Raw genomic sequence first — 21,785 nt, 5'->3', positions numbered from 1 at the left:
AAAAAGTAATGTGGTATTTTGGAGGCTTTCATCTTGCTGAAAGCCCGTATTTATGGGCTTTTCTGGATTACTTAAGAAAGTAATTTTGAGTAACGCAAAAGGCAATATGATCGTAAGCTAATGATTTATAAGGGATACAGGAAAATGGAAAGATACTTCCTTAAAAGGAAATTACCTTACCTCTACATTACTTAAAAATTGCCTTGCGCCCATTCTGTACAGGCCAGTGAAATAAAGCCTCTCAAGCAGACCAGAGGATGAGTTACCAAAGTGACTCATTTCCGACGCCGTTCCCAAAAAACGCATGAAGCCCTATACGCCAGCTCGCTTCCTGTTGCCGCACAGATTCCATGGGACTGCCATGGGAACACTTGCGCGCTAACTATCGTCCTGAAACCCTTATAAACCGGGGAGCGACTTTGCAAAAAACGCAATCGGGTGCTTTCGAATCTCTCCTTCACCGCCAAATTCGACGTACTAAAAACCCCTGAAGCGTAAGTTTCAGGGGTTTTTTGTTGCTTGTGCATTTTGTCTCGGCCTTGGCGTCCCGGACCGCTACGTCAGGTTCGTCAACCACGCGCCTTCAGATGAAGCATAGGGTAGTGCTCATAATGCCCTACACCATGCTTCACAATAGGATCCTGCGACGTGATCGCCTTGATATCCCGATCGTCGGCAATTTCATACAACGAGACACCGTAACCACCGGAATCATCCATGACGGGACCATGAGCCACGACCAATCCCTGTTCAAGGAGATCATTCAGGTAGGTGCCGTGCTGCATCATCCATTCACGCTCATCGGCGGTCATGGTAGCCAGGAAGTCCGCACGTGGCGGGATGTACTTGCACAGATAGTATTTCATTGTCGGCTCCTATAATCGCCATGCTGTTATTTGGCAGAGGTCACGCTCTTCAATATTGAACCCTCGAATATCTTCGGCGCGTAGGTTTGAAGAAATACAATCATCCGGCTCATCTTTCCTACCGGATTACTGAACTGCGGTGCCTTAGCCCGGATAAGTTTAGTGATGGCATGGACCACTGCATCTGGTGCTTCTGCCTCGTCCAAGCCTTTTTGCGTGGCGGCATTCACTTTTTTTCGGTACGCATCGTAGGCTGTAATGTTGCCTTCAGTCGATACGAAAGCGTTGTGGCCCAGATTGGTTTTAAACCAGACCGGCTCGATCATGCTGACCTTGATGTTGAACTGATCAAGCTCAAAACGCAGGGATTTAAAATACCCTTCGACGGCGTGTTTTGAGGCTGAGTAATAAGAAAGGTTAGGTGGCCCGATCAAGCCCACGATTGAGCTGACCGTGATGATTTGACCACTTCTTTGCTTACGGAAATAGGGGAGCAAGGTGTTCGTTATCTTGACGGTACCCCAGAAATTCGTCTCGAACTGCTGCCTGCCAGCCGCGATGGGTGTTTCCTCGGCGATCCCTGTGACCATGTAGCCGGCATTGTTCACTAACACGTCGAGGTGCTGGGTGTGTTTGAACAGTTCATCAGGGAACGTCTGGATGGAATTGTCATCGGCGATGTCGAGACGCAACAATTTGAATGGAACGTGACTCGCATATTTTTCCGGGTTGCGACTGGTACCGATGACAGAGAAGCCTTGTTGATGAAGGGTTTTCGCAAGCATCAAGCCAAACCCGGAGGATGCACCCGTGATCAAAATTGTCTTTTTCATGTTGTGGCCTAATGAGTTGAATCAGGCCATAGATTGCTTGCTCTCTTGATGATTGGCACTCGCCTAGCGCGCCAACCTGACTGCGAATGACGCCAAGGTTATTTGGCGCCATCCGCCGTTGTGATGGCGTGATTGGCGACCTAGACTGAGCCCTTGCAGTTTGAACTCAACGTTGGGCGTGGGAAGTGGAACTCCAATGAATGGCAAGCGCAGCTCACCTTTGGATTACTCGGTTTGGCCAGGGTGGCGGTTATTAATGCAGGATGCTGGGTTGGCGACCGCTCCTGTCCTGCGACGTGCACAACTGCCAGGCGACTTGTTTACGCGGCAAAACGTGCGCTTGGATTCGAAGAACTTCTTCAATCTATGGCGAGCGATAGAAGAGGAGGCGCAAACTGTCAATGCGGACTTGCCAGCGCCGTTGCAAATTGCCCATGTCATGTCTTCCGACTGGTTCGATCCAGAGCTTTTCGCTGCACTGTGTAGCACCAATATGGCCGGTGCTCTGGATCGCATCGCCAAGTACGTAAGGTTGATTGCGCCCATGGCTATCCGGGTCGTGCGGACCAGCGCGCACACGACAGTGACGATGGAGTTTCTGGATCCCACGGAGCCGGCGCCGAGCGTGTTTTTGGCGTTCAAACTGGTTTTCTTTGTCCAACTGGCAAGGTTGGCAACGCGCAGTCCTGTACAACCATTGCAAGTGAGTTGGCCATCGCCGCCAACCCCTGAATTGAAGTCCCACGCGTATCACGCCTACTTCGGCGTGCCGGTGATGAACACACCGTTGGCCACCGTAGTATTCGCTACCACAGACGTCGAGCGGCCTTTCCTGACGGAAAACCACAAGATGTGGTTGTTTTTCGAGCCCAGTCTACGGCAACGGTTGTCCGACTTGGATAGGACTTCTGGCATGGTCGATCGGGTGCGCAGCACGTTGCTTGAAACGTTACCTGCGGGCGAAGTCTCGATGCAGGCCGTCAGCCGAAAACTCGGGGTCAGTACCCGCACTCTCCAGCGCAGGTTGCAGGAGGAGGGAACGACATTTCAGCAGACACTGGATGCACTGCGTGATTCTTTGGCACATCACTATCTGCGTACCACGGCGATGTCGAGCGCGGAGATCTCCTTCCTCTTGGGTTTTGAAGACTCCAATTCTTTTGCCAGGGCCTTTCAATCGTGGACTGGAAAAACACCACGAATGGCGAGATCCGATATGACTGACCATTTGCGCTGAATTGGCTGGAGCACCGCCAAACAGTATCAGGCAACCCCGCAGCAGTATTGAGCACGGACTTCTGGGCGCAAGCCGTTAAGGTTCTCTTGAAGAGATTCCTATCAACGGGCGTGAGAGAAGATCATGACTATATGGATGAGTTCGGCGATGCGTCTTCAGGCTGCCGCACTGTGTTTGTTACTTTCGATCAACACAGTTAACGCGTCGGAAACAATGACACAAGACGCCAATGCACATCAGGTGCGCCAAGCCTTCACGAACTGGCAACAAGGCAAAGGCACTGTGTTCGATCTGCTGGCGCCTGACGCTGTATGGACTGTTGCCGGATCAAGCCCGGTGTCTGCTGTATATAACAGCAAGACCGATTTAATGGAGCGGGCCGTTAAGCCGATCAGCGCTCGGCTGGCCAGCCCTATCTCTCCCACCGTCCAAAGCATCATTGCCGAGGACGATGTCGTGGTCGTTCTATGGAACGGCAAGGCCACGGCCCTTGATCAAAAGCCCTACAACAACACTTACCTCTGGCACATGACTTTCAAGGATGGCCGGGTCACTGAAGTAACAGCCTTTCTGGATACCTACGTACTGGACGATCTTTTGCGTCGTGTAAAACCTGTTCGGCAATAAATAACGCTATGTTCCCGACATTCCAGGCACATCCATGTTTATCTTGCGCCAGGCCGCTTCGGAAAAGCTGTAGACCGAAAACGCGATCAGCCCCAACGCCATGACCATTAAAACCACGCCACCGGCCGGCAGGTTTTGCAGTGCATCGAGGGCGTCTTTCATGCCGGGTGGGTCCATGGCTTTATAAGTCGAGCCGCTGATGATCAGCAGCAGGGCGATTTCAATGAAGACGACCCCGCGGGCGATCAGCCCGAAGCGCGACACCGGGCGTACATAGCGCATGACGTCCTCGTCAGCTTCGAAGTACTTCTCGAACGACGCCTTCCAACCCTTGATGATGTGAGCAATGCCGACGCCAAGCGGTATCAGTGCAATGAGGTAAATCAGCACATTCGAGTGATCCCAGGACAACAGGCGCGCCAGTAGGTCCTGGGTTTGATCGCCGCCTGAGCCGCCTGAGCTTTTGAGGCCGCTGATCAGCAAACCCAACGCAAAAAATGCCAGCGCGCCGTTGATCAAACCTCCCGCCAACAAGCCTGCCCGAATCACCAAGCCTTTGGGTTCTTTACCGTGATGATCGACATCACGGGTTGCCTGCAACACCCGCCATCCGGCGAAGGCAAGTAGACCCATCACCACCAGGCCGACTAAAGCATGGCCGAATGGCTGGCTTAACAATACTTCCAGACTGCTGTGGCTATCTTTCGATTTGCTCGAGTCTTGCGCCGCCAGCAAGGCGAAGATGCCGATGATCAGGTAAATAACGCCTCGAGCGGCATAACCGCCGCGCGCAAGTAAAACCAGGCTTTGGTGGGGGGACATAGGCTTGAATTCCGGATGGGTCATACAGGAGCAGACCTATGGCGTTGTGCGGGGTTCGATTGGCATTTCCATGGAGCCGTTCGCTTTTCCACACAGCGCAACCCAAAAGCTACGCTTGATCCAGAATAAAAACCGGAAATGGCTAGTCTTTTCTGAACCCAAACGCCACTCACCCTGAGGTTTCACCAACGCTCTGCCGAACATAATAATTGTCGAACTCACTGCTTTCGACGAATTGGAAACCGTGGCGGATATAAAAGCGATTCGAAGCGCTTTCTTTAAGGGCGCCAACCCTTATCGGGAGCGCGGCCGCATCCGCTTCTTTGAAAATATGATCGAGGACAGCAGAGCCTGTTCCTGACCCTTGCGCCTCTGGTTTCACATACAAGTGGTCAAGCAGGAGCTCATTGTTGTGATGCTTGACCACAACGAATCCAACCCTCTCTCCCGACACCTCTATGTGGCGCGTGTTGCGAGGTTCGAAACCACTAAGGAACCGCTCGCGTGCGCGTATTGGATCAAATCGCCCCACACGCTCCGGACTTTCGCGCATGGCCTCGATTCGAACACTCACCAGAGCGTCCGCGTCGCTTTGTTGAGCAGGGACCAAAATGACGGGAGAGTTTTGATTGGGCTTGTGGGGCATTATTCACGCTCTGTTTTTCGTCCGGGAAGCCAGTATAGATAACCTGACGATACCGGCTCATGGCGTGGAATGCAGCTAGCCATTGTTCAACGGCAACTGCGGACTGTCCGGATTCAGTTGCTGGCGCCTGAACTGCCCCGGCGGCTGGCCATGTATCTGGCGAAAGCGCCGGGAGAAGTAAGCTTCGTCGGCAAACCCGCACAACCTCGCCACTTCACCCACCGGGCGCGTGCCGTTGAGCAGGTAATTGCGCGCCGCGTGCATTCGACGTTCAAGTACCAGCTCGGTGAAGGTCTTGCCGATTTCCTTGCGCAGCCAGTGAGTCAGGTATGTGGGGGACAAGTACGTCGCCGCTGCCACCTTGATCAGGTTGAGGTCGGGGTCGGCGATGTTCTTGCGCAGGTATTCGGACATCCGGCCCAGGGCATCGCGCCGGCTGACTTCGGCGGCGTTCTCTTCGGCCAGGCGCTTGAGCGGCTCGGCGTACAAGGCGCAGACGCTGCCGATCAATTGCAGCAACAAACCCTTGAGCATCTCGCGGGTGCCGAACTGGCGGTTCTCGTCCAGTACTCGCATCTGTTCGATCAGGGCGCAGACTTTGGCGAAGTCCTCATCGCTCAGAATGAAGTCCAGGTGTTCCTGGAAGCGGAACGGCGAAAGTTCGGGCGCCAGCAGAATCGAGACTTCTTCCAGGTCCATCGGGTCGCACTGCAAATGCGGCAGAAGAAAGGTCTGGGAAAAATTGATCACCATGAAATTGCTCTCGGCCGGGTGCGGGATCACATGCACGCGGTGGGGCAGGATGAAGGCCAGGGTGTTGCGTGGAAACGGGCGCTCGACGTTACCAATGTGCTGCACGGTGTCGCCGCCGAGGTTGATCTGGATCTGGAAGTACTCGTGGCGATGGGGGCTGGTTTCGGCGCGCCGGCCCTTTTTGTCGCGGATGTAAAAGTCCGTCAATTCGCTGCGTTGCTGCATGACGTAGGTAGGGACTCGGCTCGGTGTTGACATCTCCTGGGAATCCTCTACAGGTGCATGGCGACGACTATGAAGCGGATTGTGACGGTGCATCTGGCCGACTTTCAAGAACTTATACGATGATGAGGCGCTGTGAGTGAATTTTCGCAGTCCTGAAGGAGAAGGGCGGCTGTCCAAAAACGATAAGCCACTGGATCTATAGTTTTTTATTTAAAAACATAGGGTTAGATTTAATTTAAAAAGAGGATGAAAAAAACAGCAGATTTGATTTTTTTGGACAGGTTCCTCCGACGCTGTTTTTACGGGGAAAAATGATCTAACGCCTTGGTTGATTTTGGATGGTTGTACGACCACTGTTGAGGCCACGCAACCCGACCTTATCCAAAAACAAATCCAAAGGTGCGCACATCATGAAGCTATTTCGATTCCTCGCTGATCCTCCCGGCACCTCCCTCGACAGATCCTGTTGCAGAGCGTTTTCGAACATCTGACATCGGCTGTCTACGCCTCTCATTCCAGTAGCGATTGTTTTGCCCCGGCATCGAGGGCAATGGCTTCGGCTGCTCGTAGACATTTCGACTCTTCTAACAATAACGAGGTTTTTCATGTCGAATTCCCACACCTCCCAGGCCACCGCCGCGCCGGTGATTGCCGGCGCCCGGGACGCCATAGTGCCGCAGCGGCTGCCATCGCGTCGGCGTTGGTTCATGCTGTCGTTGCTGCTGATCGCAACGATCATCAACTACATCGACCGGGTAAACATCTCGATTGCCGCACCATTCCTCGCCAAGGACCTGGGCCTGGACAAGATCGAAATGGGCCTGATTTTTTCCGCGTTTGCCTGGACCTATGCGATCGCATTGGTGCCCGCCGGATTCATCGCCGATCGCTTCGGCTCCCGCTTCACCTACGGGGTATCGCTGATCAGTTGGTCCACCGTTACCGTGTGCCAAGGCTTGGCCACGGGGTTCGCTTCGCTGTTCGGTCTGCGCCTGGCCGTTGGCGCGATGGAAGCACCGGCATTTCCGGCCAACAGCCGTGCGGTCACGGTGTGGTTCCCGGCGCGTGAACGAGGCCTGGCCAGCAGCATTTACGTCTGCGGCCAGTACCTGGGCACGGCGCTGTTTACCGGCGCGCTGCTTTGGTTGGCGACCACCTACGACTGGCGCCATGTGTTCTACAGCACCGGCGCACTCGGCATCGTTTTCGGTGTGGCCTGGCTGTTCCTGTATCGCGACCCGTTGAACTGCAAGAAAGTCAGCAAGGAAGAACTCAAGTACATCGAAGCCGGGGGCGGGCTGGTCAAGAGCAGTCAAGAGCGCACGCGGTTCAACTGGCGGCAGATCGCCGAGCTGTTCAGCTATCGGCAGGTCTGGGCGATTTGCATCGGTAAGTTCGCCAGCACGTCGGCGCTGTACTTCTTTCTCACCTGGTTCCCCACGTACCTGATCGAAGAGCGTCAACTGACCATGATCAAGGCCGGGATCTTCGCCGTGCTGCCGTTCGTGGGCGCGACGGTGGGCATCCTGCTCGCCGGGATCGTCTCCGACCTGCTGATCCGTCGCGGCTATTCGCTGTCTTTTGCCCGCAAGTTGCCGCTGGTGGTCGGCTCGATGCTGGGTATGTCCATCGTGCTGGTGAATTTCACCGATTCCAACGTGATCTGCATCGCCGTGCTGACAATTGCCTTCTTTGCCCAGGGCATCGCTTCGTCCTCGTGGGCGGCGGTGTCGGAAGTGGCGCCCAAGGAACTGATCGGACTGACCGGCGGGATCACCAGCCTGGCGGCCAACATCGGCGGCATCGTCACCCCCATCGTGATTGGCGCAATCGTCCACAAGACCGGTTCATTTGCCTTGGCCTTCTGGTTCATCGGCGGTGTGGCGCTGGTCGGCACCTTGTCCTATTCGTTGCTGCTCGGCCGCTTGTATCGCATTGAGCTCAAGGCGCGCTGAACCCGGAAAAAACCGTTTTTCTCCAACACGAGGCGGCATTCCTCCAACTTCGCCACGGATTGCCGCCGTACGCTGACGCTTCCAACAGGACTTTTATCAGGATGAACATGCTCGAGTATGTCTTTACCCCGGACCTGCCAGTGACCTTGCCGGTTGTCGGCACCCAACAGCGTTTTCCCGTCGGCCGGGTCTTTTGCGTCGGTCGCAACTACCCTTGGCCTGATACCCAGGGTGAGTCCCGGGTGCCACCGGTGTTTTTCATGAAACCTGCCAGCAGCGTGGTGGAGGCGGTCGGCGAAGTGGCGTTTCCATCGGTGACCGAGGAGTTTGTCCACGAAATCGAACTGGTCGTGGCCATCGGCGAGGGCGGCGCTCATATCCCGGAAAGCCAGGCGCTGGCCTATGTCTGGGGTTATGCCGCCGGCCTGGATCTGACCCGGCGTGACGTCCAGCGCATGGCCAAGCGCAACGGTTTGCCGTGGGAGGGCGCCAAGGTGTTCGACGGCGCCGCGCCAATGACCGCCATCGTGCCGGTCTCGCGGGCGGGGCACCCCGAAGGCGAGTTGTGGCTGAACGTGAACGGCGAAGAGCGCCAGCGCGACAGCCTCGATAGTCAGATCTGGTCGGTCAGTGAAGTCATCGCCCGCATCTCCCAGTCGGTGGCGCTGCGGGCCGGCGACCTGATCATGACCGGCAGCCCGGCCGGCGTCGATGTGCTACAGCCGGGCGATGTCATCAGCGCCGGCATCGACGGCATCGGTCAACTGGAAATGCGCGTTGGTCCGCGACCTTGAGTCCGCGTTTGTCTTACTGATTTCGAGAGGGGAGAACCCACATGTCCAACACATTGAAAGTGGCCTTGGTGACCGGTGCCGGCAGCGGGATTGGCCGTGCGGTGGCCCTGGGCCTGATGGAAGACGGCTACACGCTGGTATTGGCCGGCCGCCGTCCAGAACCGTTGCAAGCATTGGCCGAATTGGCGGCCAGCCAGGGCCGCGAAGCCTTGGCGGTGCCCACCGATGTGCGTGATCCGGCCAGTGTCGATGGGTTGTTTGCAACCATCGCCGAGGTCTACGGACGCCTCGACGTGGTGTTCAACAACGCCGGGGTCAACGCGCCTGCCGTGCCGCTGGATGAGCTGACGTTCGAGCAGTGGCGAAACGTGATCGACACCAACCTCAACGGTGTCTTCCTCTGCGCCCGTGGCGCCTTCGGCCTGATGCGCCGACAACAGCCCCAGGGTGGACGGATCATCAACAACGGTTCGATTTCGGCCCACACTCCGCGGCCATTCAGCAGTGCCTACACCGCCAGTAAACACGCAGTGCTGGGGCTGACCAAATCCCTGGCCCTGGACGGGCGTGAATACAACATTGCCTGCAGCCAGATCGACATCGGCAACGCCCTCACCGAAATGTCGGTGCGCATGACCAAAGGCGTACGCCAGGCCAACGGCACCATCGCTGTGGAGCCGATGGTGGACGTCAAGCACGTGGCCGACGCGGTGCGCTACATCGCCGGCCTGCCGTTGTCGGCCAACGTTTTGAACATGACAGTCATGGCCACGGCCATGCCGTTTGCCGGTCGCGGTTGAGCCGGTTTTTTATTCGCTGCACGAGGTTTTTATGAAGCCAGAAGTCCTACAGCTCAGCCCGATCCTGATCCCTGAAATCAACGCCCGGCTCAGCGAGCTGTTCACGATACGACGCTATTTCGAACAGGCCGACAAACAAGCCTATCTACAAGAGCACGGTGCCAATATTCGTGGCGTGATCACTGGCGGGCACACCGGCATCAGCCAGGCGCTCATGGCACAACTGCCCAAGCTGGAAGTGGTGGCGGTCAACGGCGTCGGTACCGATGCCGTTGACTTGGCCTACGCCAGGGATCGCGGAATCCGCGTGACCGCCACCATTGGCGCGCTGACCGAAGACGTTGCCGACCTGGCCATCGGCTTATTGATTGCCGTGTGCCGCGGCCTCTGCACCAGTGATCGCTACGTGCGCTCCGGCCAATGGCCCCAGAGCCCGACGCCATTGGCCCCACTGCCATTGGCCCGCCAAGTATCCGGCATGCGCATCGGCATTGTCGGCATGGGGCGGGTCGGTCGCGCCGTGGCAACCCGCGCCGCCGCGTTCGGTTGCCCGATCAGCTACACCGACCTGCAATCGATGAGCGATGTAAACCACACCTTCGTCGCCGATCTCAAGCAACTGGCCCGCGACAGCGACGCCCTGATCCTCGCGGCCGCCGCCGACAAGGCCGAAGCCATCATCGATGCCGAGGTGCTGCGCGCCTTGGGCAAGGGTGGGTACCTGATCAACGTGGCTCGGGGCAAACTGGTCAACGAGGCTGATCTGGTGGCGGCGCTGACTTCTGGTGACATTGCCGGCGCGGCGCTGGATGTGTTTGTCGATGAGCCGCATGTGCCCGAGGCATTGTTCGGCAGTGAGCAGGTGGTGCTGCAACCGCACCGCGCGAGTGCGACGTTGCAGACCCGTACGCGGATGGGGGAGATGGTGGTGGCGAGTCTGGTGGATAGTTTTGCCGGGAAGGTGCCGTTGGGGTGTGTGACGGGTTGAACGGGTGCCTCTTCAGGGAAGCTTGAAGGGGCGATGCATCGCGTCAGTCATATCCGGGTGGGAGCCGCGTCGCGACCTGGCTCCAACACCTGACAATCTCCTTGGCAATGCTGCCGCGGCCTTTCCTGGGCTCAATCCCATCGCTTGCACTGAGGTGCTCCAGCAGCCACTCATCCGTCCATCCCGCCCATTCACCCGCAACGGACCTGAGGTTGGCTTCGAGCACCGGGAATACTTCATTCCACAGGATGCTGTGGATTTCCTTTGGCGAATAATCGGTTTCAACGACCACGCGAGCGATGTAATCGTAGGTCAACTCGTCGATCTCGGTATCCAGGAAGAGCGATGAAAGGGCTTGCCAGATTTTCAGGCGGGTCGGGTCGACAGGGTTCATGTTTTTGTCTCGGGATGTGTAGGTGATAACCCGTATGGCCCAATGCTGCAGGCCCAATCGTCTGCTTGCCACAGTATGAGTCCAGTTGCCGCCAATAAACCGTAGTTGTGAAAAAACACAACCAGAGTACCATCGGCTCAAAGACAAGGACGCCCATGGATATACTCACGCCATCACGTTTTGACGACGCTGCGATTTTGTACCCAAACGACAAGGCCGGGCTTGATCGTTGCCTGCGCATTTTGAAGATGGCTCGCCCCAAGGCGTTCGCGGACCTGCAAAAGCTTTTCGGTACGCACGGTGTCGACTTGTTCAAGCCCAGAGCCGTAATGAATTGGGTGGTGATCGACGTAGGTGGCAATAACCTCAGGGTGATAGGCGGAGTCAACTACGCCCGGCAGAAGTTCTACGTCAAACACATCTACACGCATGCCGATTACGACGTTGCCAATGTCTGGTATGCAAGAAACAAAGGGGTAAGACGATGAGCGCAGCCCGGAACGACTTTCAAACCGTGATCGCAACGCTTGGCGAACTACACGCCGTACTGGATCGCCTGCGCGGTGAGTTTGTGCATGGCATCAAGACCCCTGCCGACTATGAGCGTGCGACCGATTTGCTCGATGAGCTCACCGACGGGCGCGAACTGAGCAAGACCGAGGAGAGAGTTCTCGTTGAACTCGAGGATGAAATCCTGGCCTACCAGCGCGACTCCGACCAGTTTCGCGAATCGAATGCTGCTTTTGAGGCGACCTGCACGCCTGTGCAATTGATCAAGGATCTGATGGAGACGCACGGGCTCACGGGTTCAGACCTTCCTGAAATCGGCGATAAGACGGCAGTGTCCAAGGTCCTCAATGGCGATCGGCCTATCAGCCACAAGATGGCGTACGCGCTGGCAGAGCGGTTTGCGATGGAGCCGAGTGCTTTCTTGACCGCAGGCCCGGCAGAGGCGGCTCATATCGAAACTGTTCGTCTTCCCGTCAGGAAAACCTCAACGTATGACCGTTTTCGCAGTGACTCCATGGTTGCACATTCAGTGGAAGAGGCCGGCGCCGGTGAATACAAAGTGATGGCTTCGAAGGCCCGCAGAAAGACAGTCAAAGAGCCAGACAAGGAGTAGGGCAATCGTCTGCTGATCAAGGGGCAGGGTCGCTTGTCGATCCACGGGAATTGAGGATGATCCGCACCCCCATGATCACTCCCACAAGCACAGCCGCAAGACCTGACATCTCCAGAAGTGTCGGCAGCCGACCATGAAACCACAAGCCAAGTAGCGTCGCGAACAGCGACTCCAGGGCGATCAATTGTCCGGAAAGCACCATGGGCAAACGCCGGGACGCGGCGTTCCAGGCCCAGGCCCCGACAACGGATGACATCAGCGCAATCACGAAACCCCAGAGATATAAATCCCCCGCAACGGAGACACCAAAACCCAGGCTCGGCAGTTTGAGCAGGTCGAGCGTTTGTACCGCCGGTAACAAGCACAAGGTACCGATTCCGGCGCCAGCCATCATCAGGCCCGTCCATGCGCCTGCCGCGTGGGGTGGCAGCGTTAGCAGGGCGCGCTGGTTCAACCAACTGAAGGCGAGCCACAGGAGCACGGCACCGATTGAAAACAACAAGCCCATCAGCCACGAGCCATCGCTTGCAACGGGTTGATGGATGGCGCCGAGATTCGATAGCAGCAAACCAACCGTCAAGAAAACCAGTGGGATCGCCAGCTTTCGCCATTGGAGGGTCTTGGTCGTGGCGTTGCCCAGCAGTGCCAGCAAGACCGGCACCATTCCAATGAAGGCTGGGGTCAGCACCGGCCCGCCGAAGATGATGCCGGCGGCGATGCAGGCGCTATAGCCAAGGTAGCCGATCACGCCCAGGCCGGCGGCCAGAAGCACTTGATCGCGGCGCAGGAGCCGAAGTTGGGCGCGATAGAGCAGCACGACACCCAGCCCCAGCGTGCCGGCGATCAGGAACCGGACGATCATCAAGTCATAGATCGTGTAGGCGCCGGTGACGTAGGGCGCAATGAAGTTCAACGCCCAGCTCAGCGTCGCGACGACTGCGAGGGCCAATCCGGCGATGAGGTTTGAGTGGGGCTTCACTGTCACGCGGATTCCCCGTCAAACCACCAATGAACGTCGACTTTAAAGGGGGTACCTCGGAGTTTTTTGTCGCTGAGGGTAAGTTGTCGCAAGGTGATGTCCTTATGCGGTTCAATGGGGCTGAGCGCATCCAGTGTAGGCCGCGAAGTGACATGATTGGATGTGCAACCTGGTTTTTTCGACATCCGTTCTGCAGGTCGACGAGTAATTTCGATAGGGAAGTTCCCCTGGACGTAAAACGTTAGAAAAGGAATTCATCTTGGAAGCCATCCCCACGTTCCAAACCCACCGCCTCATCCTCACCCCACTTGAACTGACGGATGCGCCGGCGATTCAACGGTTATTTCCACACTGGGAAGTGGTCCGTTACCTGGATAGCCGCGTGCCCTGGCCTTACCCGGATGACGGTGCGTTGACGTACGTGCGCGACCATGCGCTCCGCGCGATTGCAGCCGGACGCGAGTGGCATTGGATGATCCGTCTTGCCGAAAATCCGGCACAGAGCATCGGCAGCATCAGCCTGTACGACCAGCCCGGCAACAACCGGGGTTTCTGGCTGGCGCCGCAATGGCAGGGGAAAGGCTACATGAGCGAAGCGTGCGAGACGATCAACGCCTATTGGTTTGAAACGCTGGAGCGTCCCGTCATGCAGGTCCCCAAGGCGGTGGGCAATGATGCTTCGCGCAGGATTTCGGAGCGCGAAGGCATGCGCATGATCGGGACGCAGCAGGGGGACTTTGTCTGTGGGACATTGCTCAAGGAAGTTTGGGAAATGACGCGTGAGGGATGGCTTAAAGCGAAAGCTTTATCGAACACCTGATTCCCACGTCGCCCAGAGCATCCCCTCGAGGTGGTTACTGACCCGCCAAGGGACGCCACGCGGTGGTCTGCAGATAAGGCCACTGTTTGAGCAGTAGACCGCGCGTTGTTTCTACGTCCTGCAAGGTTTCAGTGCAATTGACCATCGCGGTAAAACTGCGAGTGGTCAGCATGAAACTCTCCGATCCCATCGCCTGGCACTGCTCGCTGGCGCCGATGGGTTGGCAGAACATCGGTTGCATTTTCACGTCGTAGCCTTGGGCCCGGGTGAATGCCTGGAACTCTGGCATGGCCAGGCGAGCCGGTGTGCCGGTCAGTGCCGGGCCTTGCCAGACGGGGGTGATGAGGCCTCTTGATGGATAGTCGCTCAGTCCCTGGACTTGCCTGGCCTCGAACAGGGCAAAACAGAACGAAATATTTGCTGCGCTATTGCTCGCCGGGGAAGTGACGGCAGTGGCCAAGGGACGCGTCGGCGCAGCGACAGCCGCAGGCGCCACCGAGGGGGCCAAGCCCGATGAGTCGCCTATTTCCACCAGCACGTCGATGGGGGCCCGGTAACGCCATACCTTCAGCGGCGCTGTGAAACCAGGTCGAATACGGCTGGCGACAGCGGTCAGTTCGGCCGGGCTATTGACCGAGGTCCCGGCAATTTGCAAAACGATATCGCCGGCCAACATGCCTGCTTTTTCAGCGCCGCTTCCTGGCACTGGCCCCAAGACCAAGACGCCGCTAACCGCGGCTAAGCCGAATTGCCGAGCCACCGTTGGTGTCACAGGGGTGATGTGCAGGCCCAATACACCCGACTGATTAGACATCGGTACGGGCATTGCCGCTGACGTCACGGGCGTTGGCGCCACCGCAACAGCACTGGGCGCAGGGACGCTGCCAGCGGAACAGTCGCGTTGTGTGGCGACCTGTTGGATCACCAGGTTGACGGGGTCGGCCGCCATGTTGGGATGTTGTTCCCAACCCCGTTTGGTAGCCAGGAACGTTTCACAATCCATGGCGTAGTAGGTCGCCGGGTCTCTGACCTTGCGCAGGTATTCTGCTGTTTCGGCTCGCTCGGCGGCGCTGTACATGGGGTTGACGCAAGACGCCAGGAGAGGGAGTAGCACCAGCGTTCCGGCAAGGCATTTTGTCGACATGGGCTTCTCTGAGGTCGTGGCGTTTAGGCAGGTCCAGGCAAGGTACTATTTGGCCATCATCCTGTCCAACCTCAACCAGGCACTGTGCTGTCGTGGTGATTGAGACGAGTGACATCCGGGCAAACGTGCATTCGATATACAACTTAAAGGCACTTTGCCATGATGCGGCACGATCCATTCGAATCAAGCACCGAGAAGCGAAATGTTTGCTACCGCCTTCAAATCAAGCACCAGGCTCGCCGTTGTACTGTCTTTCACTGGCCTGACGGGCTGTGCCTCTGATGGTGGGCTCGGTGAGGCCGCAGTGGTCGGTGCGATGCTGCTTCCCATGCCGGGTGGCGTCGACACCAGCGTAATGACCAGTGCCGTAGGCCTGGCGGCCGGCGCCTACGTGGTCTCTTCGGTCGCGACTGCGGACTCTGCCAGCGTCTCTCCCGCGACTTCCACGGTCGCCGTGCCCCAAGGCCTGCCGCCCATTGACCTGCAAAAACTGGTGACCCGGGAAACACCTGACCGGTATCGCTCCAAGTCCTGTGAGTACATCGAAATGTCCCTCAGCGAGGTGCCGATGTACCAGGCAAGCGCTGAGCCGATCATGAAGCAGGTCGCCACGGCTCGAAAAGAAGCGGCCAGCCAGGTATGGCTTGAGAAGGGTTGCCAGCTTGCCAATTTACCTCGCGGTAAGATCGGCGCCAGCATCGATACCATCGATCCGAAGCGGGCCATGGCTTTGGCGCAGCCACCTGCCGGTGTTGTTGTGTTGGCGACCGTTCCGGGTAGTGGTGCTCAACAGGCCGGGATAGTGCCTCAGGACGTGATCGTGGCAGTTGATGATCGGCCTATCGCCGATTCAATCGATTTCAGGGTAGCCGTTGCAAAAGCGTCAATTGGCTCGCGGGTGAGTCTGAAAGTATGGCGAAACAACGCGTTTAGCGTCGTTCCGGTTCTGGTGGGGCCTGGCGGCACTCAAGTCTCGATGACCCCAACGGTGATGGCGAACGGTGTAGCGGCTGCGATCCCGGCGAATGCAATGTATTGCACTGCCGTGCTGACCACCCAGCATACGTACGGCGCTGCCGTCAGCCCGGTCAAATTGATCGCCGGAGTGACGAGCGACATGCAACCCTCACTCAAAAGCTATATCGCCAAAGTGAAGCAGGAACAGCCCGGCGTTTGGGGGGATTTCAAACTCAACAGTGCCGTTTGTGCCCCCGGCGCTGTTGTTTGCATGGCCGAGGCCAAGGGACCGACCGGCAAGACACAGAACGCTTTCGAGTTCTGCCATGCGACACAAGCCAAGGCAGATGCTGAACTGGCCCAGATGCGCCAGGGGGATCCGAAAGCGGTGCTTGTTGATTGGCCTTGAGCTGTAATCGTTCTCTGCGGTTATGATCGGACGGTTTGAAGCGCTGGAGTGCCCGTGATGCCAAGGCACTGGGCAATCATGCTTCGTGCAAAGGGCTTCATCTTCAACAGCGATCAAGGAAGACCACATGCAACCGTCACTCAATCGAATCATGCTGTATGTCCGGGACGTTCAAGCGACCTGTGATTTTTACGAGCGTCACTTCGGCTTTAGCCATGAAAAAAAAGCCGATGACCGCGTCACCGAATTGAGCCCTGCAAACGGTGGCGCGATCCTGATGGTTCACCCGGCGGGCAAGGCCGTTAAAACAGGACAAGTCACCGTAAAGCTGGTCTTTGATCTCCAGGATGTCGAGGGCTTCAAGGCAAAGTGCCTGGCCCAGGGCCTGAAGTTTGGCGCTACCCACAAGGCGGATGGTTACTCTTTTGCCAACGCCAAAGACCCCGACGGCAATTCCATTTCCATCTCCAGCAGAGCGTTTGCATGCAACTGAGCTTTCATAAGATGCATGCCAATGGCGATGACTTCGTCATTGTCGACTCGCGAAATTCGGCCAACCCGGTGACAAGTGCCATGGCCCGGCGCATGGGGGATCGGAACCGAGGTGTTGGGTTCAATCAACTGGCGGTACTGCTCGATTGCGACGATGCCGATGCGCGTGTGATGTTCTGGAACGCAGATGGCTCCGCGCTGGACGTTTGTGGCAGCGCGACGCGGGGGGCTGCGGACCTGCTCATGCGCGAAGCTAATGTTACTTCGGTGGCCTTGCGCACTAACCGTGGGTTGCTTACTTGCGAACGTACCCCAACCGGCGACATTTCCGTCGACATGGGTGTGCCGCTTTTCGGCTGGTCGGACATTCCTTTAGCGCAGGAACTGGACACCGCTGCCTTGCCACTGGCCGGCAGTCCAGCCGCGTGCAGCATGGGAAATCCTCACTGCACCTATTTTGTCGATGACCTGGCTAGCGTGGATATCGCGACGATCGGCCCGGCCATCGAAACCAACGCGCTGTTCCCGCTCAAGACCAACGTGCATTTCGTACAGATCATTGATCGCACGCGTGTTCGGTTGCGTATTTGGGAGCGCGGGGCGGGTATTGCGCTGGGTTCAGGCTCTTGTTCGTGTGGGGCGGTTGTTAACGGGATTCGTCGTGGTTTGTTGGACAGCACCGTTGAAGTTGAATGTGATGGTGGAAGCGTGACGGTGCGATGGGATGGCGTGGGGGCGGTTTTTCTTATCGGGCCGGTGGAGGCAAGTTTTTCGGGGACGATGAGCCAAGGCTGAGTCGGATCAGCGAACGCCTCTGGTCTCCATGATCCTGAGCCACGGCCAGCGAGCCTGATAACTTTTCGCCTTCTCATCGAACAAATCTGGCTGGGGGTTCTTTGGATTGATACGAAGAACACCTTGCTCTATGTCGTCCAGGCCATAGGGCGCATAGACGTCACCGGTTTCAACATCCAACCCGATACACGTCCCCGCAATCAAGTAACGATCAATGCCATCCTTGGCCGACTGAAGCTGAGGATATGGCTTGCCAAACCGCTGACCGTACCAAAGGTGGACGCGGGCCTGGTTCTTGACCTCGATGTTGACGTCCAGGTCCTGGAAGAGACGCTGGGCGGCGTTGATCACTTCATTCTCGGCTTCCCAAGACAGGTCAGGGTCGAAGTAAAAAACGTCGTAATCCTTCACGCCCCAAGCCGGTGGCCGTTGCGACTGAAGATTCCAGACGGCTTGGAACAGGCAGCCAGCGGTGAGCATGCATTGATTCAAACCGAGTGAAGGTAGGCGCGAGGTGATATGCGCGTTGATTGGATTGGTCATTGCTATCCTGACCAACCGTTCGACCGTCAATGTCATATTCATCCTTTTGGAATCGGTCCGGTCCTGGCGCCCCGACAGATGTTTGAGCACAATCAGGTGAGCCAAGGCACCAAGTGCATAGATCTCAAGGACACCCAATGATATTGCAAAGCAGGCCAGTGATGGCTGATGACATCAAGACCCTCTGTAGTTTGGCGCAGGACGCTCGGGAACTGTTCTATATGTTCCCGAAAGCTCAATACCCTCTGACTGAGGCTCAGATGTCTGACGCCATCGCTCAACGATTCGATTCGACGATCATCGAGGTTGGGAACCGTGTCGTTGGTTTTGCTAACTTCTATCGGGCTGAAAAAGGTGGGGTTTGCTGTATCGGCAATGTCATCGTTGCCCAAGAGGCTCGAGGTAAAGGCGTTGCAACCTTTCTTGTGGAAACGATGACGGCCCTGGCGTTCGACCGCTATGACGCCACTGAGGTGCAAGTATCGTGTTTCAATGAAAATACGGCAGGCTTGCTGCTTTATCCAAAGTTGGGCTTTTTGCCCTTCGCTGTCGAAGAGCGAGTTTCTCCAGATAATCGTAGAACCGCACTCATTCATATGCGTCGCGTTAGATCGGGCCGCCCCTAGATTCTTTTGAGCGGCCACCCCCAGAAAATGCCTGAAAACCCAAGCCGAGCCCAACGCGACTGATTTACAATACCGCTCCTTCGACAGAGGCCGGCATTTCGTGGATGCGTTTTCCCTTGTCTACCAACACCTGAATGCGTGGGTCATCGCGCCCGTCACCCAGCAGCTCCTCGGCATTTTCAACCTGAACGGTCGGTTCGGAGTCCTGTTTCTCTGCGCCTCCTACGGTGTCGCCTATGGCCTGTTTCGTTTCAGAAAACACCGCCGACTGACCGATGCTCGTTCGTTCTGGCAATTCATCGGTGGCAGCCAGGTGTATCTGCATCGTTCGGCATTGCTGGATTATCGCTACTACTTCGTACGGGCCATTCTCAAGATTGCCTTGGTGTTGCCCATTGTTCATCTGGTGGACCCGTACATTCTGCGCTCTGGAGATTACTCGGCTTTTTTCAGCAACCTCTGGGGCGCTCGTCCGCGTCTGGGGGAGAACCTTTCGCTGGCGTTGTTCTATGGGCTGGGGGTGTTTCTGGTGAAGGATTTCGTCCACTACTGGGCGCACCGGGCGTTTCATTCGCGCTGGCTCTGGGCCTTTCACAAGGTTCATCATTCGGCGCCCGTACTGGTGCCGGCCACGGCGAGTCGTGTGCATTTCGTGGAGAAGATCGTCGAGAAACTCGGTATCACCGCCTGCCTGGGCCTGTTCGCGGGTGGTTTCTGGTATGCCTGTGGGGGGGAGATCAGTCGCTACACGTTGTTCGGTGTGACGTACCTGGTGTTCATTTTCAATAGCCTGGCGGCGAATTTGCGTCACACCCATGTCTGGCTGTCCTTTGGCCCGGTGCTGGAACACGTGCTGAACAGTCCGGCCCAGCACCAGATCCACCACAGCGATGCGCGCCGTCATTTCAACCGCAATTTCGGCGTCAACCTGTCGCTATGGGACTGGATGTTCGGCACGCTTTATGTCACCACTTCGCAGCCCGAGCACTTGCGTTTCGGCACCGGAGAACAGGACCACCAGCGTTACCTGACGGTGTATAGCTTGATTGTCACGCCTTTCGTCGAAACAGCTCGCAAATGCCTGCCCGCGTTTTCATATCCAGGCCAACACGCCACAATGCACGCCACGCCAGCCATCGGATCAGTGAGTGCTGAGACGAGAGAGGCCGAGCGAAATCCAGCAAGGAACGCCCATGAATTTCTTCAAGAAGCTCCTCGGTTCGTCGAAAAGTCCTGAGCCCCAAGCCCAAGACGTGCCGCAACCCCACGAACAGAGCAACCTGACCGAGGCTGAAGCGGCCAACCTGGCCGTCCGGGAAGCCGGCGAAGCTTGCCTGGATCGTCATTGGAATTCTGTCGGCACGGTCGAGCGGGATGTCCTGTCCTACCTGATCAGCCCGAGCTTTTCCGGCGGCCCATACTGGCCTTCGACCCGCCAGGCCTACCGCGTGGTGCGCCGGGGCGACACGATCATCCTCGCCACCGAAGGCCTGTCCGATCCATTTGATGACACTGAAGGAATGGGCAACGGCTTCGAGATGGAATTGTTCGTCGAAACCGCAGATATCCCCGAGCACGCCCGCGGCCCCGTGGGTGAGGTCGATCCTTTCAAGCGCAGTTGGGCATTCGAGCTCCTGGAGCATGTCGCCAAGACGGTGGCCGACGCTGGCGGCATCACCCACCAACTCGACCAGTACGGGGCGCTATCCCTTGAGCTTCCCGGGCTCAGCCAATCGCACCACATGAGCGATCAACTGCCCAAGCTCTTCGTGACCGATGACGACTCCACCGGCGTCCTGCTCGGCGCCCCCGAGCCGGATTTCCCTACCCAGCTGGATGACATGCCCTTGTCCCCGGTCAGATTGGTACCGGTGGTCTTGATCACGGCGGCGGAGCTGGAATACGTCCGTTCCGGTGGGCGAACGGCGCGGGAGGATCTGGTGAGCCGTTTGAAGGCGGCGGGGGTAGGGCACATGAGCAGCCTGCATCGGGCGAGCGTGGTGTGATACCGAATGGGGTCGCCCCCACAAAATGCCCAAGTGAATGGTCGCTAGATTTGGTACCCCGTCCCACCCAATACCTTTCGAGATATCAATGACTGACTACCGCGGACTCATCCTCGAAGACACCCGTGAAGGCGCCACCGACCAGGCCATCGCGCAACTGGAAGCCAGCCTGGGCGCCCGCTTGCCGGACGACTATCGCCAGTTCCTCAAGACCTGCAACGGCGCCTACGTGGAATACGATGTGCTGGCCACGCTCGCCAATGGCGATGAGGAATTGCTCAGTTTTTCGCTGTACGGGCTGGATCCGGACCAAGAGTATGAATCCAATCCCTTTGAACTGGAGCAACTGCGGGCACAGCCAGGCTTCCCCGCAACGGGATTGTTGCCGATTGGGCGCGACGGCGGCGCGAGTATCTTGTTGCTGGATTTGCGGGAAGGGCGCCAGGACGTGGCGGCGATGGTGGCGGGGTTACCTGCCTGGACTGGGCGCCGTCAGCAGGGCGATGAATATGTGGTGTTGGCGGATTCTTTCAATGGTTATCTGGACTCGCTGCATTTATCGGAAGAGCGGATCGAGGAGCATATCAACCACTTCATCATCAGCCCTGAGAGTATTGAGTGTAGTGGTCTAATGAAACCGGACACCCATTTAGGTGAGAATGCTCGCCAGATCGAGGTGTCAGATGACCAAACAACGCCGTTCCTTTTCTGCTGAATTCAAACGCGAGGCTGCCGACCTCGTGCTCAAGCAAAACTACAGCTACATCGAAGCCAGCCGTTCACTTGGCGTCGGCGAGTCGGCCCTGCGCCGCTGGGTTGATCAGGTTCAGCAAGAGCGCCAAGGTGTTACGCCGCAGAGCAAAGCATTGACCCCGGAACAACAGAAAATTCAGGAGCTGGAAGCCCGGATTGCCCGGCTTGAACGGGAAAAATCGATATTAAAAAAGGCTA

26 protein-coding genes are annotated in these 21,785 nt (G+C 57.2%); 17 read left to right on the top strand and 9 right to left on the bottom strand.

Annotated elements, in window-relative coordinates; genetic code table 11:
• Positions 1-569 precede the first annotated feature (569 nt).
• Positions 570-866, bottom strand: a complete 297-nt coding sequence (locus tag DTP52_RS16375; protein ID WP_109754305.1) for a YciI family protein — start codon at positions 864-866, stop codon at positions 570-572.
• A gap of 26 nt (positions 867-892) precedes the next feature.
• Complete coding sequence (locus DTP52_RS16370) at positions 893-1,699, bottom strand: SDR family NAD(P)-dependent oxidoreductase (protein WP_109754304.1); 807 nt, start codon at positions 1,697-1,699, stop codon at positions 893-895.
• Between the two features lie 256 nt (positions 1,700-1,955).
• Here DTP52_RS16370 and DTP52_RS16365 point away from each other — a divergent pair, with 256 nt between their 5' ends.
• Together DTP52_RS16365 and DTP52_RS16360 are read left to right on the top strand one after the other, a co-directional pair.
• On the top strand, positions 1,956-2,936 hold the full coding sequence (locus DTP52_RS16365) for an AraC family transcriptional regulator (protein WP_162893914.1): 981 nt from the start codon (positions 1,956-1,958) through the stop codon (positions 2,934-2,936).
• Between the two features lie 135 nt (positions 2,937-3,071).
• On the top strand, positions 3,072-3,563 hold the full coding sequence (locus DTP52_RS16360; protein ID WP_109754302.1) for a nuclear transport factor 2 family protein: 492 nt from the start codon (positions 3,072-3,074) through the stop codon (positions 3,561-3,563).
• Positions 3,564-3,569: 6 nt separating this feature from the next.
• Here the strand turns inward: DTP52_RS16360 and DTP52_RS16355 are convergent, their stop codons facing one another.
• The 3 genes from DTP52_RS16355 to DTP52_RS16345 all read right to left on the bottom strand — a co-directional run bounded on the left by DTP52_RS16355 (position 3,570) and on the right by DTP52_RS16345 (position 6,042).
• Positions 3,570-4,385: a DUF1206 domain-containing protein gene (locus tag DTP52_RS16355; protein WP_109754301.1), complete on the bottom strand. Its 816-nt coding sequence runs from the start codon at positions 4,383-4,385 to the stop codon at positions 3,570-3,572.
• 169 nt (positions 4,386-4,554) lie between these two features.
• On the bottom strand, positions 4,555-5,031 hold the full coding sequence (locus tag DTP52_RS16350) for a GNAT family N-acetyltransferase (protein ID WP_109754300.1): 477 nt from the start codon (positions 5,029-5,031) through the stop codon (positions 4,555-4,557).
• A gap of 75 nt (positions 5,032-5,106) precedes the next feature.
• Positions 5,107-6,042, bottom strand: coding sequence for an AraC family transcriptional regulator (locus tag DTP52_RS16345; RefSeq protein WP_109754299.1), 936 nt, complete (start codon positions 6,040-6,042; stop codon positions 5,107-5,109).
• Positions 6,043-6,614: 572 nt separating this feature from the next.
• On the opposite strand from DTP52_RS16345, the gene DTP52_RS16340 reads away from it, so the two are divergent.
• From DTP52_RS16340 to DTP52_RS16325, 4 genes are all read left to right on the top strand, one after another.
• Complete coding sequence (locus DTP52_RS16340; RefSeq protein ID WP_109754298.1) at positions 6,615-7,964, top strand: MFS transporter; 1,350 nt, start codon at positions 6,615-6,617, stop codon at positions 7,962-7,964.
• Positions 7,965-8,065: 101 nt separating this feature from the next.
• Complete coding sequence (locus DTP52_RS16335) at positions 8,066-8,758, top strand: fumarylacetoacetate hydrolase family protein (RefSeq protein ID WP_109754297.1); 693 nt, start codon at positions 8,066-8,068, stop codon at positions 8,756-8,758.
• Between the two features lie 41 nt (positions 8,759-8,799).
• Positions 8,800-9,558 (top strand): SDR family oxidoreductase, encoded by a 759-nt coding sequence (locus DTP52_RS16330; RefSeq protein ID WP_109754296.1) that lies wholly within the window; start codon positions 8,800-8,802, stop codon positions 9,556-9,558.
• Positions 9,559-9,589: 31 nt separating this feature from the next.
• Positions 9,590-10,546, top strand: a complete 957-nt coding sequence (locus DTP52_RS16325; RefSeq protein ID WP_109754295.1) for a 2-hydroxyacid dehydrogenase — start codon at positions 9,590-9,592, stop codon at positions 10,544-10,546.
• 43 nt (positions 10,547-10,589) lie between these two features.
• Here the strand turns inward: DTP52_RS16325 and DTP52_RS16320 are convergent, their stop codons facing one another.
• Positions 10,590-10,940, bottom strand: coding sequence for a hypothetical protein (locus DTP52_RS16320; protein ID WP_109754294.1), 351 nt, complete (start codon positions 10,938-10,940; stop codon positions 10,590-10,592).
• Between the two features lie 155 nt (positions 10,941-11,095).
• Between DTP52_RS16320 and DTP52_RS16315 the strand changes: the two genes are divergently transcribed.
• Entirely contained in the window at positions 11,096-11,428 is a 333-nt protein-coding gene (locus tag DTP52_RS16315; RefSeq protein ID WP_109754293.1) for a type II toxin-antitoxin system HigB family toxin, read from the top strand.
• Positions 11,425-12,063, top strand: coding sequence for a type II toxin-antitoxin system HigA family antitoxin (locus tag DTP52_RS16310; RefSeq protein ID WP_109754292.1), 639 nt, complete (start codon positions 11,425-11,427; stop codon positions 12,061-12,063). The genes DTP52_RS16315 and DTP52_RS16310 overlap by 4 nt, the downstream gene beginning before the upstream one ends.
• Before the next feature lie 16 nt (positions 12,064-12,079).
• On the opposite strand, the gene DTP52_RS16305 is transcribed toward DTP52_RS16310, so the two are convergent.
• Positions 12,080-13,048 carry a DMT family transporter gene (locus DTP52_RS16305; RefSeq protein ID WP_109754291.1) on the bottom strand — a complete coding sequence of 323 codons (969 nt, stop codon included), beginning with the start codon at positions 13,046-13,048 and terminating at the stop codon, positions 12,080-12,082.
• Positions 13,049-13,301: 253 nt separating this feature from the next.
• Here DTP52_RS16305 and DTP52_RS16300 point away from each other — a divergent pair, with 253 nt between their 5' ends.
• Positions 13,302-13,862 carry a GNAT family N-acetyltransferase gene (locus DTP52_RS16300; protein ID WP_109754290.1) on the top strand — a complete coding sequence of 187 codons (561 nt, stop codon included), beginning with the start codon at positions 13,302-13,304 and terminating at the stop codon, positions 13,860-13,862.
• Positions 13,863-13,896: 34 nt separating this feature from the next.
• Here the strand turns inward: DTP52_RS16300 and DTP52_RS16295 are convergent, their stop codons facing one another.
• On the bottom strand, positions 13,897-14,940 hold the full coding sequence (locus DTP52_RS16295; protein ID WP_158285167.1) for a S1C family serine protease: 1,044 nt from the start codon (positions 14,938-14,940) through the stop codon (positions 13,897-13,899).
• A gap of 268 nt (positions 14,941-15,208) precedes the next feature.
• Between DTP52_RS16295 and DTP52_RS16290 the strand changes: the two genes are divergently transcribed.
• The 3 genes from DTP52_RS16290 (at position 15,209) to dapF (ending at position 17,659) form a co-directional block, all read left to right on the top strand.
• Positions 15,209-16,372 carry a PDZ domain-containing protein gene (locus DTP52_RS16290; protein ID WP_109754288.1) on the top strand — a complete coding sequence of 388 codons (1,164 nt, stop codon included), beginning with the start codon at positions 15,209-15,211 and terminating at the stop codon, positions 16,370-16,372.
• Positions 16,373-16,499: 127 nt separating this feature from the next.
• Positions 16,500-16,865 carry a VOC family protein gene (locus tag DTP52_RS16285; RefSeq protein WP_109754287.1) on the top strand — a complete coding sequence of 122 codons (366 nt, stop codon included), beginning with the start codon at positions 16,500-16,502 and terminating at the stop codon, positions 16,863-16,865.
• Complete coding sequence (gene dapF / locus DTP52_RS16280) at positions 16,856-17,659, top strand: diaminopimelate epimerase (RefSeq protein ID WP_109754286.1); 804 nt, start codon at positions 16,856-16,858, stop codon at positions 17,657-17,659. The genes DTP52_RS16285 and dapF overlap by 10 nt, the downstream gene beginning before the upstream one ends.
• A gap of 6 nt (positions 17,660-17,665) precedes the next feature.
• Here dapF and DTP52_RS16275 read toward each other — a convergent pair whose 3' ends face one another.
• Positions 17,666-18,238 carry a nucleotidyltransferase family protein gene (locus tag DTP52_RS16275; RefSeq protein WP_109754522.1) on the bottom strand — a complete coding sequence of 191 codons (573 nt, stop codon included), beginning with the start codon at positions 18,236-18,238 and terminating at the stop codon, positions 17,666-17,668.
• Between the two features lie 101 nt (positions 18,239-18,339).
• Between DTP52_RS16275 and DTP52_RS16270 the strand changes: the two genes are divergently transcribed.
• From DTP52_RS16270 to DTP52_RS16250, 5 genes are all read left to right on the top strand, one after another.
• Positions 18,340-18,828: a GNAT family N-acetyltransferase gene (locus DTP52_RS16270; protein ID WP_109754285.1), complete on the top strand. Its 489-nt coding sequence runs from the start codon at positions 18,340-18,342 to the stop codon at positions 18,826-18,828.
• A gap of 100 nt (positions 18,829-18,928) precedes the next feature.
• The gene (locus DTP52_RS16265) at positions 18,929-20,065 is read left to right on the top strand and encodes a sterol desaturase family protein (protein WP_109754284.1); all 1,137 of its coding nucleotides are present in this window, start codon (positions 18,929-18,931) and stop codon (positions 20,063-20,065) included.
• Positions 20,022-20,834 carry a suppressor of fused domain protein gene (locus DTP52_RS16260; RefSeq protein ID WP_109754283.1) on the top strand — a complete coding sequence of 271 codons (813 nt, stop codon included), beginning with the start codon at positions 20,022-20,024 and terminating at the stop codon, positions 20,832-20,834. The genes DTP52_RS16265 and DTP52_RS16260 overlap by 44 nt, the downstream gene beginning before the upstream one ends.
• An 88-nt stretch (positions 20,835-20,922) precedes the next feature.
• Positions 20,923-21,549: an SMI1/KNR4 family protein gene (locus tag DTP52_RS16255; protein ID WP_178082490.1), complete on the top strand. Its 627-nt coding sequence runs from the start codon at positions 20,923-20,925 to the stop codon at positions 21,547-21,549.
• Positions 21,518-21,785 (top strand): transposase (locus DTP52_RS16250; protein WP_146206860.1); only part of this gene is annotated, 268 nt, incomplete at its 3' end. The genes DTP52_RS16255 and DTP52_RS16250, both read left to right, overlap by 32 nt.

This window comes from Pseudomonas sp. 43mfcvi1.1 (assembly GCF_900115935.1).
GTDB classification, from domain to species: Bacteria; Pseudomonadota; Gammaproteobacteria; order Pseudomonadales; family Pseudomonadaceae; genus Aquipseudomonas; species Aquipseudomonas bijieensis.
Note: the sequence above shows the minus strand (reverse complement) of the source record. Positions and strands in the feature narration are given on the sequence as shown.

Excerpts from the sequence above, each read along its gene's own strand:
- DTP52_RS16270 (WP_109754285.1), top strand. The coding sequence starts at position 18,340 with ATGATATTGCAAAGCAGGCCAGTGATGGCTGATGACATCAAGACCCTC.
- DTP52_RS16355 (WP_109754301.1), bottom strand. The coding sequence starts at position 4,385 with ATGTCCCCCCACCAAAGCCTGGTTTTACTTGCGCGCGGCGGTTATGCC.
- DTP52_RS16345 (WP_109754299.1), bottom strand. The coding sequence starts at position 6,042 with ATGTCAACACCGAGCCGAGTCCCTACCTACGTCATGCAGCAACGCAGC.
- DTP52_RS16350 (WP_109754300.1), bottom strand. The coding sequence starts at position 5,031 with ATGCCCCACAAGCCCAATCAAAACTCTCCCGTCATTTTGGTCCCTGCT.
- DTP52_RS16275 (WP_109754522.1), bottom strand. The coding sequence starts at position 18,238 with ATGACATTGACGGTCGAACGGTTGGTCAGGATAGCAATGACCAATCCA.
- DTP52_RS16285 (WP_109754287.1), top strand. The coding sequence starts at position 16,500 with ATGCAACCGTCACTCAATCGAATCATGCTGTATGTCCGGGACGTTCAA.
- DTP52_RS16335 (WP_109754297.1), top strand. The coding sequence starts at position 8,066 with ATGAACATGCTCGAGTATGTCTTTACCCCGGACCTGCCAGTGACCTTG.
- DTP52_RS16310 (WP_109754292.1), top strand. The coding sequence starts at position 11,425 with ATGAGCGCAGCCCGGAACGACTTTCAAACCGTGATCGCAACGCTTGGC.
- DTP52_RS16325 (WP_109754295.1), top strand. The coding sequence starts at position 9,590 with ATGAAGCCAGAAGTCCTACAGCTCAGCCCGATCCTGATCCCTGAAATC.
- dapF (WP_109754286.1), top strand. The coding sequence starts at position 16,856 with ATGCAACTGAGCTTTCATAAGATGCATGCCAATGGCGATGACTTCGTC.
- DTP52_RS16365 (WP_162893914.1), top strand. The coding sequence starts at position 1,956 with ATGCAGGATGCTGGGTTGGCGACCGCTCCTGTCCTGCGACGTGCACAA.
- DTP52_RS16330 (WP_109754296.1), top strand. The coding sequence starts at position 8,800 with ATGTCCAACACATTGAAAGTGGCCTTGGTGACCGGTGCCGGCAGCGGG.
- DTP52_RS16255 (WP_178082490.1), top strand. The coding sequence starts at position 20,923 with ATGACTGACTACCGCGGACTCATCCTCGAAGACACCCGTGAAGGCGCC.
- DTP52_RS16260 (WP_109754283.1), top strand. The coding sequence starts at position 20,022 with ATGAATTTCTTCAAGAAGCTCCTCGGTTCGTCGAAAAGTCCTGAGCCC.
- DTP52_RS16315 (WP_109754293.1), top strand. The coding sequence starts at position 11,096 with ATGGATATACTCACGCCATCACGTTTTGACGACGCTGCGATTTTGTAC.
- DTP52_RS16360 (WP_109754302.1), top strand. The coding sequence starts at position 3,072 with ATGAGTTCGGCGATGCGTCTTCAGGCTGCCGCACTGTGTTTGTTACTT.
- DTP52_RS16320 (WP_109754294.1), bottom strand. The coding sequence starts at position 10,940 with ATGAACCCTGTCGACCCGACCCGCCTGAAAATCTGGCAAGCCCTTTCA.
- DTP52_RS16290 (WP_109754288.1), top strand. The coding sequence starts at position 15,209 with ATGTTTGCTACCGCCTTCAAATCAAGCACCAGGCTCGCCGTTGTACTG.
- DTP52_RS16340 (WP_109754298.1), top strand. The coding sequence starts at position 6,615 with ATGTCGAATTCCCACACCTCCCAGGCCACCGCCGCGCCGGTGATTGCC.
- DTP52_RS16370 (WP_109754304.1), bottom strand. The coding sequence starts at position 1,699 with ATGAAAAAGACAATTTTGATCACGGGTGCATCCTCCGGGTTTGGCTTG.
- DTP52_RS16295 (WP_158285167.1), bottom strand. The coding sequence starts at position 14,940 with ATGTACAGCGCCGCCGAGCGAGCCGAAACAGCAGAATACCTGCGCAAG.
- DTP52_RS16375 (WP_109754305.1), bottom strand. The coding sequence starts at position 866 with ATGAAATACTATCTGTGCAAGTACATCCCGCCACGTGCGGACTTCCTG.